Source organism: Microcoleus sp. A2-C3 (assembly GCF_036706065.1).
GTDB lineage: Bacteria > Cyanobacteriota > Cyanobacteriia > Cyanobacteriales > Microcoleaceae > Microcoleus.
In genome coordinates this window covers 1-20,376 of record NZ_JAUBVX010000041.1, presented here as the reverse complement: position 1 = coordinate 20,376, position 20,376 = coordinate 1, and the positions used below count along the sequence as shown (strand labels likewise).

The 20,376-nt window shown below is 46.9% G+C and carries 20 protein-coding genes; 11 read left to right on the top strand and 9 right to left on the bottom strand.

Features of this window, described 5'->3' with window-relative positions; genetic code table 11:
• The first annotated feature begins 143 nt into the window (after positions 1-143).
• A complete protein-coding gene (locus QUB66_RS20975; RefSeq protein ID WP_265236939.1) occupies positions 144-2,351 on the top strand; it encodes a caspase family protein in 2,208 nt (735 codons plus the stop codon).
• A gap of 92 nt (positions 2,352-2,443) precedes the next feature.
• Here the strand turns inward: QUB66_RS20975 and QUB66_RS20970 are convergent, their stop codons facing one another.
• Together QUB66_RS20970 and QUB66_RS20965 are read right to left on the bottom strand one after the other, a co-directional pair.
• Complete coding sequence (locus QUB66_RS20970; protein WP_265236938.1) at positions 2,444-3,004, bottom strand: Uma2 family endonuclease; 561 nt, start codon at positions 3,002-3,004, stop codon at positions 2,444-2,446.
• 279 nt (positions 3,005-3,283) lie between these two features.
• On the bottom strand, positions 3,284-4,585 hold the full coding sequence (locus QUB66_RS20965) for a valine--pyruvate transaminase (RefSeq protein ID WP_265236948.1): 1,302 nt from the start codon (positions 4,583-4,585) through the stop codon (positions 3,284-3,286).
• Positions 4,586-5,164: 579 nt separating this feature from the next.
• Here QUB66_RS20965 and QUB66_RS20960 point away from each other — a divergent pair.
• From QUB66_RS20960 to QUB66_RS20950, 3 genes are all read left to right on the top strand, one after another.
• Positions 5,165-5,707 carry a carboxymuconolactone decarboxylase family protein gene (locus QUB66_RS20960; RefSeq protein WP_265236937.1) on the top strand — a complete coding sequence of 181 codons (543 nt, stop codon included), beginning with the start codon at positions 5,165-5,167 and terminating at the stop codon, positions 5,705-5,707.
• A gap of 21 nt (positions 5,708-5,728) precedes the next feature.
• Complete coding sequence (locus QUB66_RS20955; RefSeq protein WP_265236936.1) at positions 5,729-6,934, top strand: adenylate/guanylate cyclase domain-containing protein; 1,206 nt, start codon at positions 5,729-5,731, stop codon at positions 6,932-6,934.
• A 365-nt stretch (positions 6,935-7,299) separates the two neighbouring features.
• A complete protein-coding gene (locus tag QUB66_RS20950; RefSeq protein ID WP_375339811.1) occupies positions 7,300-7,443 on the top strand; it encodes a Tab2/Atab2 family RNA-binding protein in 144 nt (47 codons plus the stop codon).
• 188 nt (positions 7,444-7,631) lie between these two features.
• Here the strand turns inward: QUB66_RS20950 and QUB66_RS20945 are convergent, their stop codons facing one another.
• Positions 7,632-8,498, bottom strand: coding sequence for a choice-of-anchor L family PEP-CTERM protein (locus QUB66_RS20945; RefSeq protein WP_265236935.1), 867 nt, complete (start codon positions 8,496-8,498; stop codon positions 7,632-7,634).
• A gap of 414 nt (positions 8,499-8,912) precedes the next feature.
• Positions 8,913-10,640, bottom strand: coding sequence for a gamma-glutamyltransferase (gene ggt / locus QUB66_RS20940; protein ID WP_332969548.1), 1,728 nt, complete (start codon positions 10,638-10,640; stop codon positions 8,913-8,915).
• Positions 10,641-10,947: 307 nt separating this feature from the next.
• Here ggt and QUB66_RS20935 point away from each other — a divergent pair, with 307 nt between their 5' ends.
• From QUB66_RS20935 to QUB66_RS20920, 4 genes are all read left to right on the top strand, one after another.
• Positions 10,948-12,090 carry a glycosyltransferase family 2 protein gene (locus QUB66_RS20935; RefSeq protein ID WP_332969547.1) on the top strand — a complete coding sequence of 381 codons (1,143 nt, stop codon included), beginning with the start codon at positions 10,948-10,950 and terminating at the stop codon, positions 12,088-12,090.
• 652 nt (positions 12,091-12,742) lie between these two features.
• Positions 12,743-13,774, top strand: a complete 1,032-nt coding sequence (locus QUB66_RS20930; RefSeq protein WP_332969546.1) for a glycosyltransferase family 2 protein — start codon at positions 12,743-12,745, stop codon at positions 13,772-13,774.
• 26 nt (positions 13,775-13,800) lie between these two features.
• A complete protein-coding gene (locus tag QUB66_RS20925) occupies positions 13,801-14,112 on the top strand; it encodes a hypothetical protein (protein WP_332969545.1) in 312 nt (103 codons plus the stop codon).
• A 154-nt stretch (positions 14,113-14,266) separates the two neighbouring features.
• The gene (locus tag QUB66_RS20920) at positions 14,267-15,034 is read left to right on the top strand and encodes a DUF1350 family protein (RefSeq protein WP_332969544.1); all 768 of its coding nucleotides are present in this window, start codon (positions 14,267-14,269) and stop codon (positions 15,032-15,034) included.
• A 15-nt stretch (positions 15,035-15,049) separates the two neighbouring features.
• On the opposite strand, the gene QUB66_RS20915 is transcribed toward QUB66_RS20920, so the two are convergent.
• Complete coding sequence (locus QUB66_RS20915) at positions 15,050-15,556, bottom strand: ATP-binding protein (protein ID WP_332969542.1); 507 nt, start codon at positions 15,554-15,556, stop codon at positions 15,050-15,052.
• A 521-nt stretch (positions 15,557-16,077) separates the two neighbouring features.
• Here QUB66_RS20915 and QUB66_RS20910 point away from each other — a divergent pair.
• Positions 16,078-17,214 (top strand): PP2C family protein-serine/threonine phosphatase, encoded by a 1,137-nt coding sequence (locus tag QUB66_RS20910; RefSeq protein WP_265236925.1) that lies wholly within the window; start codon positions 16,078-16,080, stop codon positions 17,212-17,214.
• A gap of 56 nt (positions 17,215-17,270) precedes the next feature.
• On the opposite strand, the gene QUB66_RS20905 is transcribed toward QUB66_RS20910, so the two are convergent.
• From QUB66_RS20905 to QUB66_RS20890, 4 genes are all read right to left on the bottom strand, one after another.
• Complete coding sequence (locus QUB66_RS20905) at positions 17,271-17,597, bottom strand: STAS domain-containing protein (RefSeq protein WP_265236924.1); 327 nt, start codon at positions 17,595-17,597, stop codon at positions 17,271-17,273.
• Between the two features lie 232 nt (positions 17,598-17,829).
• Complete coding sequence (locus tag QUB66_RS20900; RefSeq protein ID WP_265236922.1) at positions 17,830-18,462, bottom strand: helix-turn-helix domain-containing protein; 633 nt, start codon at positions 18,460-18,462, stop codon at positions 17,830-17,832.
• Positions 18,463-18,633: 171 nt separating this feature from the next.
• Positions 18,634-19,185, bottom strand: a complete 552-nt coding sequence (gene dps, locus QUB66_RS20895) for a DNA starvation/stationary phase protection protein Dps (RefSeq protein ID WP_265236920.1) — start codon at positions 19,183-19,185, stop codon at positions 18,634-18,636.
• Positions 19,186-19,242: 57 nt separating this feature from the next.
• Positions 19,243-19,503, bottom strand: coding sequence for a sulfiredoxin (locus tag QUB66_RS20890; RefSeq protein ID WP_332969539.1), 261 nt, complete (start codon positions 19,501-19,503; stop codon positions 19,243-19,245).
• Between the two features lie 146 nt (positions 19,504-19,649).
• Here QUB66_RS20890 and QUB66_RS20885 point away from each other — a divergent pair, with 146 nt between their 5' ends.
• A complete protein-coding gene (locus QUB66_RS20885; RefSeq protein ID WP_006632006.1) occupies positions 19,650-19,883 on the top strand; it encodes a DUF433 domain-containing protein in 234 nt (77 codons plus the stop codon).
• Positions 19,880-20,221 (top strand): DUF5615 family PIN-like protein, encoded by a 342-nt coding sequence (locus tag QUB66_RS20880; protein WP_332969537.1) that lies wholly within the window; start codon positions 19,880-19,882, stop codon positions 20,219-20,221. Before QUB66_RS20885 ends, QUB66_RS20880 begins: the two co-directional genes overlap by 4 nt.
• Positions 20,222-20,376: the final 155 nt, after the last annotated feature.

The following is a 20,376-nucleotide window of genomic DNA, read 5'->3' as shown; positions in this document are numbered from 1 at the left end:
CTTGAGACTCAAAAGTTAAAACTTAAAAATTTTAAAAATTATCTGAATAATTAACTGTCACAATCTAATTAAATTCCCCTAAGATGATGATTGGGAGGGATTTAACTTAAAATTCAAAACATAAAATCCAAAGCTATTGAAAAATGGGACTGAAGCGGCGGGAATTTTTGCAGCAAGCTGGCCGGTTGCTGGCGGCGCTGGGAATCAGTGAAGCTGGGTGGTTGCGGTTGGGTTCAGGCTACATGGAAGCTTTAGCCCAGCCAACAGCCCGTAAATTGGCTTTGTTGGTGGGGGTTGACCAATATCCAGATTCGCCCCTGTACGGCTGTGTGACGGATGTCCAATTGCAGCGGGAATTGCTGATATATCGATTTGGGTTTGCGCCGTCGGACATTCTGACTTTGACTGACGCTCAAGCTACTAGGGAAAATATCGAGACGGCTTTTGTAACTCATTTGAGTGAACAAGCAAAACCAGGCGATGTGGTGGTTTTTCACTTTAGCGGCTGCGGTAGCCGAGTGAGTTTTGGCGACTCTCCGGGAAAAATGCAAAACAGTTTGGTGCCGGCGGATGACGTGGTGCCGCTGTTAGCAAATCGATCGGTAAACGATATTTTAGAGGAAACGCTGCTGCTGTTGGTACGATCGCTCGCGACAGAAAATGCGATCGCCATCCTCGACACCAGCTACACCTATCCGGGTTTCCCCAAAAACGGCAACTTTCGCATTCGTTCCCGTCCCCGCCCCACCATCGGGCAGCCAAGCCTCGCAGAATTAACGTTTGCCGAAGGTCTCAACTCCCGCCCAAATCTGCGTTCTCAGGCTATCGTACTTGCCGCGGCCGCTAATTCTCAAATCGCCGCCGAACAAGAGTGGAACGGATTTACGGCGGGTTTGTTTACCTACGCGCTCACCCAAACTCTGTGGTTGGCGACTCCCCCTAGCAGTTTCAGCGTCAGTTTCAGGCGGGCGGCGCGCACAGTCGAGCAAATAGCGGGATTATCGCAGCAACCGCAAATTCGCTATGACAATTTAACAACCGCGCCGGCGCTGAATTTTGCGACAAGTTTAATGTTGAATTCCGCTGCTGCTGACGGCGCTGTGACGGCGGTGGAAGATGGCGGCAAAACTGTGCAGTTGTGGCTGGGCGGGTTGTCTGCTGGGGTTTTGGAGTTCTGCGGGGGCTCGGTGTTTGCTGTGGATTCTGCTGTTAAATCGATCGAAAGCGATTCCCTACAAGATAGCTACACTCCACGACTTTTGCTGCGGGCGCGCACGGGCTTGTCTGCAAAAGCTCAAATTTTAGATAAGATCGATCCTCCAAACGAGCAATTAACAGCCGGCGATTTGGTGAGGGAAGAAATTCGAGTATTACCGCGAAACATCGGTTTGACAGTAGCTTTAGATTCTGGTTTGGAAAGAATCGAGCGGGTGGATGCTACCAGTGCTTTCGCGACTTTACCGCAAATTTCAGCCGTAGGGAGCGAGCAACCAGCAGATTTTCGATTCGGGAGAGTCCCGGAAACCATTGTCGCTCAGACTCCTGTGGCTTACGAGCCTGCTTTGTATCAAGGCCGCTACGGTTTGTTTTCTGTGGGCAAAATGCCGATTCCCGATACTCAGGGCGACGGCGGAGAAGCGGTTAAGGTGGCGGTACAGCGGTTGACTCCACAGTTGAAAGCGTTGCTGGCGGCGAAGTTGCTGCGGCTAACTGTCAATGAGACATCTTCGCAGATGAAGGTGCGGGCGGTGTTGGCAACTCTGGCGCCGCAAGCGCGGGTGATGTTGGAGCGAGAGCCGATGCGGGCGAGTGGTGATTACCGGTTGGAACCTCTAAGCAGGGAAACGGAGAAATCGACTAACTTTGGTATACCAAGTGTGGCAAGCGGCAGTCGAATTCAGTACAGATTATATAACGACAGCGATCGCCCATTTTATGCTGCGGTATTGTCGTCGGATACTGCTGGAAGGCTGTTAGCTGTGAATTATCAGGGCGAAAAAGCGGCTGGAGGGATGTCGCGGGCGATCGCCCCAGGGGATAATTTGACAGTACCGGTGGCTGGGGGTTTGGGGTTGGCGGTGTCGGGGGCTTTGGGGTTGGCGGAAACTTTGATTATAGTTAGTGAGAGTCCGTTCGATCGCACTTTGGCAGCAATAGCAGCGGAAATGCAGCAAACAAGGGATACTTTGCCGTTGGTGTTGTTGAAGCCTTTAACTGTGGCGCGGGCTGTATTGGAAGATTTGCACGCGGCTAGCATTCCGGGCGTGCAGAAAGTGGGGATATCGACGGATGATTTGGCTTTGGATGTCAAGGTTTGGGCGACTTTGAGTTTTGTTTATCGGGTGGTTTAATTTAGGAATTGGGAATTGGGAATTGGGCGAAGCGAAGCGGAGGGATTGGGCATTGGGCATTGGGGATGTTTTCTATAACCTATAATCCGAATCTATCCGAGTACGAAGTCGATATTCACTTCCCAATCGGGAAATGCTAGAGGCGAAACTTGTTGACCGCGCCAAAACTTTTGGATTAAACTATAACCGTTGGGTGTTGGTTGGCGGTAGACTTCTAAGCATTGTGCTTCTAAATCTACTAGCCAAACTTCTGCAATTTGCGATCGCGCGTAAATGGGAACTTTCACATCTCGATCGTAATCCACCGTACTATCAGATACTTCTATCAACAGCAAAACTTCTGATGGTGTAGGATGTGCCGTTGAATAGTAATCAGCACGGGGTTGTAGGAATACTACATCAGGTTGAGGTTCAGTGTGATCGGTCAACTGAACAGGATTTTGGATAGCCATAATCGCTCTTGTTGCGGGAAATTCAGCCGAGAGTCGGTTGAGGCGGTTGACACATCCGGCATGGCGAGTTCCAATGGCTGCCATTTGTACAAGTTCTCCTTCTATCAATTCTACGCGATCGCCCTGGGGAAAAATACCAGCTTTACCCATTAAATGATATTCTTCTACGGTGAGTAATCTTTTGATTAATTGCACTACCATAACTACCGTGCCTCTAATTATTTCTTAAATTGTAGTCGATCGTTTTTAGGGTGTGCACTGCGCACCGGATCTTGTAGTTGTAGGGTGCATCGCTCTGCGATAAATTCCTAACTAAATATTAACCATCAAATAGACGCACCTGGGCTATTTTAACTGGTTTAACTGGTTCCAAGGCTCTGCCTGGGAACCCATACCCAGAGGCTCTGCCTCCGCTAGGAAAAAGGAGGCAGAGCCTCCGGATCTTCGTCACCAGGCACTGTTGGTAACGAGTAGAAGAAATCAAGAATGATAAACCTTTTCTACCAATTGAGCTAAACGTTTCATCGCAGTTTCGATTTCATCATTTGTCGCAGTCAAACTAATCCGTAAACACTCATGTTTGTGCTGCCAATTTTCGCGCAAACCGGGGAAGAAAGAACTTCCTGGTACGACAATTACGCCGACTTTTTTCAATTCTTGATACATTTCCCAATCAGTCATTGGCAAATCTTTGAGCCACAACCAGGCAAAGATTGCTCCTTCGCCTCGGTGCAAGAACCACGGTAAATCCTTCGGCATTGCGTGTTCTAGAGTTGCTTCAACTACTGCAAATTTGCTTTGATAGTACGGGCGAATTACGTTGAGGGAAATATCGGCTAGTGCGCCGCTCGCAATGGCCCTAGTTGCGATCGCCTGTCCGTATCTCGGCGAGTGAATGCACATATTGGTCTGAAAAGACTCTAATGTTTTAATGATGCCTTCATCGCCGATCGCAATTCCGATTCTTTCACCGGGTAATCCGGCTTTGGACAAACTCATGCAGTGCACAATATTGCCACCGAATATCGGCGTCATTTCGGTAAAGTTCAAGGCGGGGAAGGGAGGCCCGTAGGCGGAATCGACTAACACCGGCACGTCGAAAGCGGCTGCTAAATCTGCTATTTTCTGCACTTCGTCGTTGGTGAGGACGTTTCCCGTGGGGTTGCAGGGACGGGAAAAGATGACGCAACCGGTGGTTTCATCAATGGAAAGTTGGCTGAAATCGGGGCGATATTTGAATCTGTGGGCGGCTGCATCAATATCTAGGGTGGGTTTGCAGGCGATGACTGCTTCGGGAATTAGGCTCACGCCGCCGTAACCGGTGTAGTCTGGGCTTAACGGTAGGACGATCGACTTTAGGTTGCGGATTTGAGATTTTGGATCGTTCAGGTCTGTTTGTGGTGCAGTGTAGCCACCGAAAGCGTTGGCTGCGTAGAAGTAGATTGATTGACTTCCCGGAGTAATTAGGATATTGCGATCGGTCAAATTGAGGTTATAACGTTGGTTAAAATCGGCCAATACTGCATCGATAAACGGCTGATAACCTTGGCTGGAACCGTAGCGACAAACGACTTCGCCGTATTCCGGGCCCGCCAAAAGTTCCGCAGTGCAATCGCGCCACAACTGCTCGACTTGCGGCAAAATCACCGGATTTCCGGCGCTCAAATTGATAAATTCCTGCCCGTTGCCGGCTCTGAGAGTTTCAATAATATCTTTCATAATTGCCCGAACTCCTGTGAGTTGGGACATTTGATTGCCAAATTGTGTGAGGGCAGGTTTCATGATGCGACGATGATGATAGAGGTTGACGGTTGATCTATGATAACTCCAGTCTGAGGCGTTAGCGTAGCTTGTCTGGGGTATCAGTGGTCGATCGAGCGCGAGTGCCAATTCATTAAACTCGATCGGACAGAATTTGGTTTTTTCCCCTGTGCGGGTGCAGAAGCATCAGATTCAGTGCATTGGTGGAGCTCTATCTTGCAGTGTTTTTTGCCTGAAAATCCTCGCGGCAGGCAGTATTATCCAATTCAAGAGTTTTGGTGAAATTTCGCACCGCATCAGATCAATTGCCGATAGTTGACCGCAGCCATTGGGACAATGTAAGATTAGCAATAGGGCGCGATCGCAACATAATTTTATTAGCTCCGGTCATTGCTATAATTAATTGCAGATTTAATCCAGCCTCAAAAATCAAATTTGTTCTTAGCTCATTTTCAAGATTCGCGGTTTGCTGACAGCGGTGCATTTTCTCATCAATCGGACTCAAGCCAAGATGGAGCGTAACGCCGTCTTTTCGGTAGCATTTAATAACAAATGCGTAAATCCAAAACAAAATTAACAACCGTAAAATTCAACACAACAATGACACACTTTCCACTTACAGAATACGATCAACTTACAGACCCTAAAGCCAAGGAAGTGTACGAAGAAATATTGACAGAATTGGGGTTTGGCATCGTCCCCAACCTGTTCAAGTCAATGGCAATCAACCCTGACATATTAGAAGCAAATTGGAAAAAATTCCGGGGAACAATCCTGCAAGGAGACTTACCCCGCACGCTAAAAGAAATGGTCGGCGTCGCTATTTCCCAATCAAATAATAGCGAGTACGCTCTCCAAGTTCACCTACACGGATTGTCTGCCTTGGGGATGAGCGAAGAAATCCTGCGGACGCTGGTTTCTGACTTTGCCAACTGCCCTTTGCCAAAACGCGATAAAGCCGTAATTACCTTTGGCTTGCTGGCTGCTACAAAACCCCTGGAAATGACAGAAACTCATTACCAAAACCTGCGCGATTTAGGGCTAGATGATTCCGAAATCTTTGAGATTATTGCCACAGCAGACTTGTTTAGCTTTGTCAACCGATATACCGATTCCATTGCCCTCGAAATAGATGCTTTGTAATCTATATTTTATACCCATATTATGGGCGATCGGCTAGAAGATCAAGATCGAGAACAACTTCTGTTAACAGCCCGCCGTTTGTTAGCAGAAGCTCAAGCGCTTTCCATCCGCATTTCCGCCGTCAACGAAGTTGCCACTGCCATTAACCGCACCCTCGATCTCAATCAGATTTTGCGGGTAGTAGGCAAGCAAGCTAAGTGGTTGCTCGACTTTGAACACTGTAGTGTTTGCCTGCACAGCACTAACGCTTGCACGACCTTATTTGGCAAGCATATCCCTGTAGATATTGCTGCCCTACCAGAGGGCTGCCCTATTAACAAGGCTTTCATAACACGTCAACCTCAATTAATTCAAGAAGCGGGTGCTACTGCTATTTTGTCCCCCTACGCTTCGCAAATTATCATTCCTTTGGAAAGCGAAGGTAAGGTTTTAGGAACAATTAATTTTGCCACAACCAAGCCGCGAGCTTACACTCAAGAAGATATGCGGATTGGCTATCTTTTGGCTTTGCAACTATCCTCAGCCATCCGCAATGCTGAACGCTTTAAAGAGATAAATAGGCTGTATTCCGAGCTCGATGCCGAAAAGCACAAATCTGACCAGCTACTGTTGAACGTGCTCCCGGTTGAAATTGCCGAAGAACTCAAAAATAACGGCAAAGTGGAACCAGTTTATTATGATTGCGTATCGGTTTTGTTTACTGACTTTAAAGGCTTTACTCAGTTATCTGAAAACATGACACCGCGAGAGTTAGTTGACGAACTTGACTATTGTTTTTCTTATTTCGATCGCGTCATGGATAAATACTCTATGGAAAAATTGAAAACTATTGGCGACAGCTATATGTGTGCGGCGGGAATTCCTAAGTATAGACCAACACACGCCTTTGACGCTGTACTTGCTGCCCTAGAAATTCAACAGTTCATGGATCTGCGAAAAGTGCAGAAAGCTCAACAAAAAATTCCTTATTGGGATATCCGCATTGGCATTCATTCAGGCCCAATACTTGCTGGGGTAATTGGCAATAAGAAGTTTGCCTATGATGTCTGGGGAGATACAGTTAATACTGCATCTCGGATGGAATCTTCCGGCGTACCTGGAAGTATCAATATCTCTCACGCAACGTTTGAATTAGTTAAAGATTTTTGTGAATGCGAATACCGAGGAAAAATTCCTGCTAAAAATAAGGGTGAATTGGATATGTATTTGGTTCGTAATCTTAAATAATAAAGTCTTGGAGGCATCAAAACCAAAGAAACCGGGTTTTTTACCTAATCTGTAGGCTACAGCGCGTCTTTTCGTAAAAAACCCGGTTTCTAGCCACTCGTGCGTCCAGGACTATAATATCAATTATGAAAATTAGTGCTACAAACCTCTTGCAAAAATAGCTAGGAACAGGCAAGATGCTCGTTCCCCAAAAAAAATATTTTTGTGGAACGGGCCGGAGAGCCCGTTCCAAAATTTGATTAAAACGACTTTTGCAAGATATCTAATATAGAAATCCGATGCCACTCAGGAGATCGGTATCGTATCGCAGTATCCCCAGACTATATTAAAATGATCGAGTTGTAGATTTTAATTTTTAATTATTTATGCGTATTTGGCAAGCCGATTTCTACCGCCGCCCTCTCCGAGACGAAATCAGCAAACCATTGTGGGAACTTCTCATCTGCGACGCAACACAAAGTTTTAAATTTAGCGCTTTTTGCCGCCAGTCGGAAGCAAACTCTAATTAGCTAGCCGCCCAATTCCAGCAAGCTCAAACTCATAAATTGCCCGACATATAGCAGTTCTCAAGCGTGGTGAGGATAGCCATATCCCATATCCCATATCCCATATCCCATATCCCGGATAATACCTCATCTTTCTGAGAAAGGCTATATCCCGTACATTGCTCGTTGGCCGAACTTCCTTCCGTTATTAATTACTTCCGGGCGCGCAACTTTCGCCCAGCAGCCAGCATAGCGCCTCCCGCGATCAAACCCCCGACAGTCAGCGGCTCTGGAACCGCCTCAGCTTTTATCGTTCCCAAAGAACCGCCTTTAATAAATACAGCCGAATCAAAATTACCATCTCCCACATCTTTAATGCGGATGCTGAGAACATTCGTCTGATTTTGCTTGAGCAAACCCTCAAAACCTAAAACTTTAGTAAAACCGTCCAGCTTAATGATGTTAGCAGCAATGCCTGTCAAACTTGGGTTGTTAATATAGTCCGAGTTATCTGTAGAGCGATTATTTGGATCGGGAACAAGATTATTAATTGTAACTATTTTCCCGTCACTCAATTTTGCCAAATTATGACCATTCAGTAACAGTTGAAAATCGTCATTAAATTCAGAACCGCCGAACTCAGGAAACTCCTCAGAACCAAATACATACTCAAAGAACAACTTTTCAGCAGTATCGTCAGCAAAAAAGCTGAGGTCTAGCTGAGTTGAATCGCCAGCTTCGCCCTTTGGCCCAAAGTCAGTATTTAAATCACTGCCGTTGGTCATGAGATTATCTTTTTGATTCTGACCGGGTATATCGATGACTTTGCCAGTGCTGAGAACAACGCCTGACTGCAACCCAAAAGGGTCATTAGTAAAAGTACCAAAAGCAGCCTGATTCCCAGTAATTGAAACAGAGAAATTGCTCAATCCAACTGTGTTTTTTCCCAACAAATTATTTTTTAAAGTCTCAGTGTTATTAGTTGCTCCTACCGAAAATGCCATTGCTGGCGCTGCCAACAAGCTGAGAGCAGTAGTCAATGTAGCAGTTAAGGCAGCAATTTTGTGAGAACTTATCATAATTTTTTTGTTTGAAAAACAAAGCTGATTTAATGCACAAGTTCATTTTCACATTAAATAAGCATTAATGTCTAGTGCCTTTACAATGACTTTATATATAAGTAAATTTACGGCTTTGATGGTTAATTGTTCTGGTAATTATTAGCAGTTAGTCAATCAATAAACCTCAGCGTAAAAAGACAAATACCGAAATACACGTAGACAGACTAATAATTTCAAGACTTACGCACTAGATACTCAAAAAACCTGGTTTTTATACGGTTGGCGATCGCCCTTGACAAAAGATTTTGCCGAAAAACCCCGGTTTCTGCGTAAGTCCGCAATTTATATCAAGTGGGGTCGATCGACCCCACTTGATGTCACAACAACTCATGACTGATGACAAGGTTCGCTCTTGGGGGACAGCACTAATGACTAAAACCCCCTTACTTCTCCTTCCCCGCGCCGATCGGCAGATCCTTCCAACCAACCATCACCAGTCAGGACGATCGCATTAGCATTTCCCCAGCCATCACGTTCGACAATCTGGTGTCCCCGCCTACGCAACTCCTCAAACGTCGCAGCATCAAAACCTCCCCGTTCCACCATCAGGCGATCCGGCTGCCATTGGTGGTGAATTCTCGGTGCAGACACAGCATCGCCCACATTCATGTCATAAACCAACACATTCAGCACAATTTGCAACACCGTGGTAATAATCGTGCTGCCTCCGGGAGCCCCCGCAGCGAGGCGAAATTTGCCATTTTCTGAAACTATCACCGGTGTCATGCTGGATAAAGGAGTCTTCCCAGGGGCGATCGAATTTGCCTCACCGCCCACCAAACCAAACAAATTCGGCACTCCCGGCGCAGCAGCAAAATCATCCATCTCATTGTTGAGCAAAATTCCCGTACCCGCAGCCACGACTCCAGCCCCAAAACCCCCATTCACCGTAAACGTTAAACTTACTACATTGCGCTCTTTGTCAACTACCGTCAGGTGCGTAGTTTCCGGCGACTCGTGCACAAAGCGGCTTAAAGTTTCAGCATCAACAGCTTTTACCTGGCTGGAGGGTCTGGCTTTTGACATCTGGATTTGCGATCGGCGAAATTTGCCATAATTCTTGCTAGTCAGAGCTTTGACAGGTACGCTGACAAAATCTGGATCGCCCAAATATTCGGCCCTGTCAGCATAAGCAATCCTCATCGATTCCGCCAGCAAGTGTAGCGTATCTGGACTTTGCCTCCCCAACCTTTTAAGATCGGTATCGCCCAGAATATTGAGGATTTGCAATAAATGAACGCCGCCGGAAGAAGGAGGCGACATCGCGCAAATTTCGTAAGCCCGAAAGTTTCCACAAACCGGATTTCGCCAAATCGGCGTATAGTTTTTCAGGTCTTCGAGAGTAATAATACCACCATTTTTGGTCATGTCGGAGGCGATCGCCCGCGCAATATCCCCGGTATAAAAACTCTGCGGATTTTGAGAAATCTTACGTAATGTCCGCGCCAAATCCCGCTGCACCAAAAGCTCCCCCGGCTTGTATAAAACGCCGCCGCGAGTAAAAACCTCCCGCGCCGCCCGATTTTTTTCGATCGCATCCTTTCGTTGCAGAGTAGCCTTGCTGAAGCGCGAACTTACCGGAAAGCCCTTTTGGGCAAGGGCGATCGCCGGAGCCACCACCTGCGCCCAGGGCAACTTACCATACTCGCGGTGCACCGTATAAAGCCCCGCCACAGTCCCCGGAATGCCCGCCGCCAAATGTCCATCCAGACTTGCCCTTGGGCGCACCTTGCCTTGCTTGTCCAGGTACATATCCCGCGTGGCTCGTTTGGGCGATCGTTCCCGGAAATCCAGCGCTTGCACAGTCCCAGTTTCGGCCCGCCGCAGCAGCAAAAAACCTCCGCCACCAATACCCGCCGAAAAAGGCTCCACCACCGAAATCGCCAAAGCCGTAGCAGCAGCCGCATCCACCGCATTGCCTCCCTGTTGCAACACGCTCAGCCCCGCAGCGCTCGCCAGCGGGTGAGCCGAAACTGCCATAGCCTCTTTGCTGCGCTGCTGCTGCAACTTTGGCTGTAGCTGCTGCTGGCAGCCACCTAACAGTATTACTGTTAGAAAAAAAGTATAAATTCGCACTGTACAGATCAACTTTGAAAACATTTTCCCTCCGATCGACGAGTTATCATTACAGTAAAAATTAAATAGCATCATCCTCAAGACATAGATTCTATTTCAACTATGATCAGAATCATTAACAGCCACAAGTTTACTATTCAAATAATTCCGATATTTTAGTTAAATACACTACACTTTCAGTCCCATTATCGTAAATTTAAATCAATATAGCTAAAACTGTTGCAGGCGAGCGGGAAGAGTGCTACTATGACGAGATGAATTATTAAATTTTTGTTGATCAGCATCTATTAAAGCAAAAAATCATCTCAAATAAACATCTCCATCAACCTTTATGAATGCAGATAACATCGGCGTATTCATCCCCGGATTTGAGCCCAAAAACATCGCGAACAGAGATGTCGCAGGTGCGATCGAGAAAAAGTCAAACACAGAAAAAGCCACAACTGTTTCGCCTACATTTCCCGGCGCCGGCACCGCCTTAGAAGCAGCGCCTGGAACAAACACAAGTTCTCATCCAGAAAAAGTCAGCATCATCATGCCGGCATTCAATGCCGAAAACACAATTGGCGAGGCGATCGCCTCCGCACTCAACGGCACTCACCGGAATCTAGAAATCTTAGTAATTGACGACGGTTCGACCGACGGCACAGAAAACACCGTCACCGACATGGCGCGACAAGACGAGCGAATTAAATATCACAAAAACCCAAAAAACTTAGGAGCTTACAAATCCCGGAATGTAATGCTCTCAGCAGCAACCGGACAATTTATCGCATTTTTAGACAGCGACGACACCTGGGAACCAAACAAACTAGAAGAATGTTTGAAGCTCCTAAAACAGCACCCAGAAGTTAAATCAGTCGGTCACGCCCTCCGCTATCTAGACAAGCGCGGCAACAAAGTCGGCTACATCCCCACATATCCTATAACTACAGAAGAATTGCAGAACGTTCAAGAAAATGGCGCGCTTCCCTGGGTTTTTCCCACAGCTTTAGTAGTAGAACGAGAAGCTATCCTAGAAATCGGAGGATTTTTAGACTGGAAAGTAGCCGCAGATACCGAGTTCATGGCCAGATTAGCTCAAAAACACGGGATGCTAGGCACAAAAATGCCCTTAGGAAACTACCGAGTTTTGGGCAACTCTTTAACCGATAAATATTGGTTGGACAAGCGTCTAGCCATAGACTGCGTTAAAGAAAACCAGCAGCGCAGAATTCGCGGTGAATCAGAGTTAACATTGACCGAATACCGAGAAATCTTTTTCCAAAATCTGTCGCCCTTGAAAAAACTCAATAAGTTAAGAGAGATTGTGGCAACTCGCTTCATGAGAAAAGCCGGAGAAAGCTGGTTAAATCGGGAAATTTTGCCTACGCTGATTTACGGAATTGCCACAACAGCGCTGAACCCTCAAGCCACTATACACAAAATTCAGTGGATGAAATATCAGAAGCGATTAAATCAAGAATTTCACTAATTAGCTGTTGGCCTGCTGCACATAGCAGGCCGGACACTGCTGCTTTCTTGCAGTTGTTGAACAGTATTATAAAACATTGAGGCTTCCCTTTTTTCTTTAACGAGTTGGCTGCCACTAACCGTTCCAGAGCAGAAAGGGAGCCTTTCTACAAAAGAATTTAAAGTAACACTGTAAAAATTGCTTCCTTGCAAAATTCCTATATAATATTTCGATCGCCCTCGCTACAGCCCCAACGGCTCCAACAGACGGCTCTCCGGCCCAGAAACCAAGCGTAATATTGGCCGCGATCCCCTCCTGAAATTTGTCCCCTAGTCGATCGCACTTAGATCTGAAGCCTGTTATATTAGCTGTACGTAGGCAATCCGGGTGCAACTTTTAAAAGGTTCCAGTCCCCCTTACCTGGTGCGGGAGCTGGAAGCCGAAAGACTTACCACCTTTTTAATTGAGCACTAAACAGGTGTCTAACTCACGAGTTAACAGCTCAAACCCGATCGAGCTTTCATCGCGCTCGATCGCAGTCTGTGCGTTTCACAGCCAACAATTTTCAGTTTCAGCGCAAAATCCTTACTTTCTCCGTATTCCAATTCAGGGATCATATGTGGCGAAGACTATACTTCGGCGAACAACTAACAAACCACAACTAATTAAAGTTATGAACAGCCCAAAAGTCAGTGTAATCATTCCTGCATTCAATGCAGCCGAAACTCTGGCCGAGGCCGTTGCCTCCGTAGTTAATGGCAGCCACAAGCATCTAGAAATTTTAATTGTTGATGACTGCTCGACGGACGATACTAGCAATGTTGGTGCTAGGCTAGCCAAGCAAGATTCGAGAATTAAGTTCTATAGAAATCCCCAAAATTATGGCGTTTCCAAGTCTAGAAATTTAATGATCAAGCGGGCCACTGGCAAGTATGTAGCGTTTCTAGACAGCGACGATACCTGGGAACCCAACAAGCTAGAAGTTTGTTTGAAGATGCTCGCAGACAATCCCGAAGTCAAAACAGTTGCTCATGCCTTGCGGTATTTAGACAAGCGCGGCAACAAGTTGAGTTACGTTCCTACCTATCCTACAACTAAAGCAGAAATGCAGGCGATTAAGGAGACAGGCGAAAGTCCTTGGGTTTTCCCGTCTTCTGTGGTAGTCGATCGCTCCATTCTTCTCAAAGAAGGCGGGTTTGCAGAAGATTGGGAGGTAGGAGAAGATACAGAGTTATTTACCAAACTTGCTCAAAAGCACGGCTTGCTAGCGGCGACAGCACCTTTGGGAAATTATCGAATTAGAGGAAACTCTCTCACAGATAAGCACTGGCTGAAAAAGCGCATAGCTTCTGAGTGTGTCAAGGAAAATCAACTGCGACGCTTACGGGGAGAAAAAGAGTTATCGCTCAATGAGTACGAACAGTTATGCTTTAACAGTTTGCCCCTTTTGCCAAGGCTCAACAAATTCCGAGAAATTTTGGCACTGCACTACATGAGAAAGCTGGGACAAAGTTGGTTAAATCGGGAGGTTTTGCCTACTATTGTTTACGGCGTCGCTACCACAGTGCTTAATCCTCAAGCTACTGTGCACAAGTGGAAATGGATGAAGTCTCACGAAAAGTTGAGTCATCAAACCGCAGAAGGTATCAGTCATTCGGCAGAATTAAATCGCCAGCGATCGTCTGAAATCGGGGGGCTGTCCTAAAGGATGTTTCCTAAAGAATGTTATAGTTGTATGCGGGTTTAGTCAAGAAATTAGGTGCTGCCAATAAAGCCGAATCGAAGCCGATCGCCCAGAGACTGGTTAATACGCGATATTGGGGTTTTGAGCCGTATTTGACTGTTAAGATCCTGTCGGGTCAATTACCCGCAATACCAGCTACAGCGGCTTGCAGCCGTGCGATGGGACACGATATACAAATCTTTGAAAGCCGCGCTCGGATGTCAGCCTTAATTTATTCTGCCACTAGCTTCAAGCCTATACAGGACGCTAATAGAAGCGTTCCCGCACCGTGCTATTTGTCGCCAAAACAGTTATACTAAATATCATATATAAGTAAAGAGCAAAGTTTATTGAATGAAAAAATGGGTGGCAAACCCTTTTTTGAAGCAGAAAATAAAAGCAAAAATTTAGCAAAAATTCTGCTTTCTACCTTCAGAGGACGATCGCCTTTTTACTTTAAACTTGATGAAATTTATGGACTGGCAAGAAGTTTCCGGCAACTGGGTATTAATTCCCTCTAAACCGATCGCGATCGTACATTTTCTCGGCGGTGCATTTGTGGCGACAGCACCGCAACTAACCTATCGCTGGCTGTTAGAGGCTGTGGCAAATCAAGGATATGTGGTAGTCGCAACACCGTTTGTGAATACTTTGGATCATATTGCGATCGCCCGCGATGTCCTCAACAAATTTGAAAATGCCCTGGATAGGTTGCATACCACTAAATTGCTCAAATCTTCGTATCTTCCAGTTTACGGCATGGGGCACAGCATGGGATGCAAACTGCACTTGCTGATCGGTTCGGTGTTTGATGTAGAAAGGGCAGGCAATATTCTGATCTCTTTCAACAATTATGCGGCATCCGAAGCAATCCCGATGGCCGAGCAAATTTCCCCCGTCTTTAAAGTAGAATTTACGCCTTCCCCGCAAGACACCAATCGCCTAGTGCAAGATAGCTATCAAATCCGGCGCAATCTTTTAGTCAAATTTAATGGCGACAACATCGACCAAACCCTGCTGTTGACAAATCTGCTCAAACCTAGATTTCCCGACATGATTACAGTTCAAACCCTGACGGGGAACCATCAAACGCCATTAGGTCAAGATGTTAGCTGGCCTGTGGGTCAAATTTTTACACCCTTCGACGCTCTTGGCCAATGGGTAAAACAAGAAGTGTATCGAGAATTAAATCAATTAAAACGGACAATTCTACTGTGGCTAAATCCTCTGTCGCGCGTTTAAAAACCGATCGGCCGATTAGCCCAAAAGTTCGTCCGGCAATTGCAAAATATCATCTTCGTCGCCCATCTCGGAGATAGGAGTATAGTTTTTGACGATCAACAGACAGTTACGGTCATCAGCCGTTCTCGTATAACTAAGACTGTCTGCGATGTCTTTCATCAACTTGAGCCCCCGCCCGCCCGAAGCTTCAGGATCGATTTCTGACATATCTCTAATTTTTTGGTCTAAATTAAAGATTGGGCCCGAATCCCAAATTTTAATCTCTACAGATTCAGTACACACCGTCACCTCAATATCAACCGGCAAATTCGGCTGTTTGCCCTGGTGGGCGTGGCGCACCGCATTGGTAAAGCCCTCAGCCAAAGCCAACTGACAGCGTATCCACACGCTGGTGGGAATTGCCCGATCGTACAATTGTGCAAACCACGACAAAACTGGGTCTAAAGCACTCAGACCAGTATTGATTTGAAGATCCGCTTTCTTTAGGACTTGCAACTTTTGGGAACCTTTTAATTCAATCACGCTCTGCCACTGAAATTATAGTTTTATAAAATAGAGGCAAATATTTTATTGCCTGTACTTTACGTTTTTAACTTTTTTGCCAAAAGCCGGGCCAACATCACCCATCGGAGTTATTCACAGGCAGCGTCATTTTCCACATTCTCGATCGGCTGCGGGCAATGTCAAACCGGGCAAAATTGAATGGGAGTTTTATAAGACTAGCTTTTGCGACCAGCAAAGTAAACGTCAAATCCACTAATCAGCTATTTATGATACCAGAAGTCCCGCCCAGATGTCAATTCGGCCCTGCTGCCCAAAAAAGTCCATCAAAGTTTATATTCTGAGTATAAACTGGGGGTGAAGTTCGATCGCGACCAAATTTCCATCAAATTTCAACGTAAATAGAACTCAATGGCTGGCAGGAAAAAGTATTTACCTGAAAAGCGATGTCAATAAACTATACTCTATCTCAGACAAGCGCGCTGATAAGATATATTTTTAATGACCCCCAGACCTTGAAAGACTTGTAGTACCTGAGTGCCATGTTTCAAATTCTGGTTATTGACGATGATACGGCTGTTCAAGAACTGCTGAGAAGAACCCTGAAAAAACAGGGTTACGAAGTGACAGTAGCAAGTAATGGCGAAGACGGTGTAGCCCAGGCGCAAAAATTGCGTCCGGCCCTGATAATTTGCGATTGGATCATGCCGCGCTTGACGGGCATAGATGTTTGCCGTCGAGTTAAGGCAGATCCAGATCTGTCAACTACACAATTCTTTTTGTTGACTTCTTTGGGTTCGATCGCCGATCGAGTCAAAGGGCTCGACGCCGGTGCCGACGATTTTATCTCAAAGCCGATCGAGCTCAACGAATTGCAGGCGAGAGTACGCGCGGGATTGCGGCTGCACCAACTCAGCCGAGATTTAAAAATTGCCAAGCAAAATCTGGAAGCAGAATTAGCCGAGGCGGCGGAGTACGTGCAATCGCTGCTGCCAGATCCGATGACGGAACCTTTCAGCATCGAGGCAAAATTCATTCCCTCCCGGCAGTTAGGGGGAGATTGCTTCGACTACAACTGGCTGGATGCCGATTATTTGGCGATTTACTTGCTCGACGTAGCCGGTCACGGTTTGCGGGCGGCGCTGCCTTCTGTGGCCGTGCTGAATTTGCTGCGATCGCGCACGCTCCCCAACATAGACTACTACAAACCCAGCGACGTTTTGCGGGCCCTCAACACCACCTTCCAGATGAGCTACCAAAATGACAAATATTTCACCATCTGGTATGGCGTTTACAACCGCATTACTCGCCAGCTAACTTACGCCAGCGCCGGCCATCCCCCGGCCGTGTTGATTTCCCAGTCTCCTGCGAGCACGGCTAAAATCCAGCGATTAAAAACCCCCGGAATGCCAGTCGGGATGTTCCCCGACGCCCCCTATGTCGATAATTGCTGCGATGTCGAGGATTTGAGCACTCTCTACATCTTTAGCGACGGGGTATACGAGATCCACCAACCTGACGGCAATATCTGGGGGCTTGACCCTTTCATCGACCTGCTAGCAGCTTACAACGGTGCAAGTGCCGACCAGTTAGAACTGGTTTTGAACTACATTCTAAAGTTGAACGCTAAAGCAGTTTTTGATGATGATTGGTCTTTACTCAAGGTGAACTTTGGCTAGCTGACCTTTTGCAGCACATCTGCGACCAAATAGCAAGAAGGCAGCAGCCAAAAAAGTTAACTGGTAGAGAGAATTTTGCTATTAAAAGCATCGCGGGTCACAAATATCTCGAAAACTCGATCCATGCTGGTGAGTTCAAATAAGATGCGGATTTGCTCGTTGATAGAACAGACGACTAATTGACTCCCAGCGGCCCGGACTGTTTTGAGCGCCAAGACTAAAGCGCCCAAACCAGAACTATCCATAAATGTCACATCAGTGAAGTCTATCAATACCACATCGGCTCCCGCTTCCACTAGGTCGCTAATCTCTTGGCGGAATTGACTTGCCTTGGTGCCGTCTAAAATGCCAGAGGGCTGAATAATTTTAACTACAGGACTCATATTTTGCGGTGTTAATGTCAGAATTTCTAGCCAGACTAGGGCTAGTATAGCTGCGAGACGGACTCCGATCCAAATAAGAGAAAGGGAAAGTCCCAGAGCGGGAGAATATTTTTGAGTGCAAGAGATGGTGATCGTCGCGGATCGGAACGCTGATCAGACTCGCAGCGCTTCGCCGGGAGTGAATGTTGAGAGGGGGACAATCTTTGTTCTGCCGAATACCTTCTGCTATTAATCAAACTGGGCTAACTTTGGCGCGGTAGAGGAGTTTGTCGCCTTGTGTGTAGCCTGTGTAGCGGACTTTGACGGGTTCTCCGGGCTGGGCTGTTCCTTCGAGGAGTTGATGTTGTTGCCAGTTGTAGGGAATTTCGGCTCCGACTGGGGCGATCGACTCTATGCCCCAATGCTGCAATAACTGCTCGACGGGGCGCAGCAACGGCAGCAGTTTCTGGGCTGGCAAATGGTGATTTTCCTGAGCTTTGCTGGCAGCCGTCGGCCACTGCAACATCCAAGATTCTAAAATTTGCACGCTAGCAAGTTGGAATTCCTGCATCAAAGACGATCGCTGTTGTGCGATCGAAGCTTGGAGGCGCTGATATTCTTGTTCTAGGGCTGTCGGTGCGGGCGGTTCTAACTCTACATAGTCTGGGGCCAAGGTTGCGAGCAGTTCGGTTAAGGAAATTTGCAAAGCTTGACTAATTTTGAGCAGGATGTCGGCTCGGGTTTTCAAAGCTAAGCCGCGCCGCAGACGGCTGAGCTGAATTTCGGGAACTCCTGCTTTTTGGCTGAGTTCTCGATCGCTCGAAATCCCGGCTTGTTGCATCAGGCGTTGCAGTTGAGGAGCATAATCAGGAATATTAGCTGCCACGAAAATTCATCCAAATTAATAAATGGACATATTCTCGATCGTAAACTGTCGGGAGCCTTAAGGAAATACATCTTTGGGGCGGGCTTTTCGGCCCGCCCCATCAGAGTTTTTGTGGCACAGGCATCTTGCCTGTGGCGGGCTAGGATCAACGCCCCACAAGAGTTTTTGTGGCTATTTTACGGCAACTTGTTCGCGGACGGCTGCGGTTGCAGTTGTGGCAGAACCTTGCAAATGCGCTTCTAGGAACCACAAACGCTTGTCAATTGTCCGCGAAATTTCCGTGTACAAGTCGGCGGTATCAGCGTCGCCGAGTTCGCCTGCTTTGTCGATCGCGACTCGCAGGTGTTTGGCATAGGGTGCGTAGCGATCGGCCAAAGCAGTCACGTATTCTTTGCCGTCTAGGATGTCGAAAGGAAATTCTGGCAGGATCGAATCTGCGGCGGCTGTGCGGGCTGTTCCGACAGCCAAAGCGCCCAAAGCTGTGATCCGTTCGGCAACGGTATCAACGTATTCTTCGAGTTCCCCCGCCATTTCATCAAATAACAAGTGCAACTGGTAGAAATCCATGCCTTTGACGTTCCAGTGAGCTTGCTTGACTTGAGTTTTTAAGTCTAGAGTCGTGGCCAGCGTGGCGTTGAGCAGCCCGACTACTTGAGTGCGGGTGGCGACTGGCATATCGATGCGGGTCGGGTACAGATGTTGTTTGTGGTTGTTGGTAGTCATAGGTTTTTAGGTTGTGAGTGGTGATTGTCGATCGAATATTTGCCTGTCATGAATTGCTCAAGCTAGGTGCATCTGCAACACAGAACGGGGAGCTCGGCGGACTTTGCAGCGAATAGTTTCTAAACCGAGACGCTGGCAAGCTTCGTAGCGGTGGCAGCCGGAAAATCCGTAATACTGGCCATCTACTTCTAGCACGTCGATGGGTTCGTTTAAACCTACCTCGCGGATGGAATCCATGAGGGCGGCTACTTTGGTTTGGTCGTTGACTCGCGGCAAGGGGCGGCGAATCTGGTTGAGGGGAATTTCTTCAATCCTCATGGCGGCTTTCTTTTTTGCTTATAGTTAAATCATACTCGTAATGACTTCGTTTTAGCAAAAAAAATCAGGACTGAGGCAAAAATAAGGTTTGGACATAATTACTCGGTAAGATGGAGACGAACAAAGCAACTTGCAGGCAACCCCTGATGAACTCAACGACTGGCTTGTTAACTCGCATTACCCAAACCCCCGGTCAGTGTGGTGGTCGTCCCTGCATTCGAGGAATGCGAATTCGAGTCACGGACATCCTAGAAATGCTGGCTGAGAACGTCAGCGTTACTGAGATTTTAGAAGATTTCCCTGACTTGGAGCTGGCAGATATTCAAGCTTGCTTGCTGTTTGCTGCACGACGTACCGATTTCCCAAGACTGACGGCATGAAGATATGGATCGATGCTCAACTGCCACCAACTCTGGCAAATTGGCTGACAGATAACTTTAATTTAGAAGCTGTTGCGTTGCGAGATATTCAACTGCGAGATGCTCAAGATACCGAAATTTTTGAATCAGCACGAGCCGAAAAAGCTGTGATTATGACCAAAGACAGCGACTTCATCGATTTGGTATGTCGATTAGGATCGCCCCCTCAAATTTTGTGGTTAACCTGTGGCAATGTCACAAACCGTAACCTGCAACAATTGTTGACTGCCACTTTACCTGATGCTTTAGAACGATTGCGTCAAGGAGAGGCGATCGTCGAAATCAGCAACAACCCTTGAAGCCGATCGCTCCCCAAAAAGCCCAAAGCACTCTCTTACAGATCAGATTACGGTAGCTGGCTCTCGGATGCTAAGTAACTGTAGTTTAGACTAAAAAATAGTCGCAGCTAAAAGTAGCTGGCTTTGAAGAGCAGGCAAGCTGTTACTCAAAAACT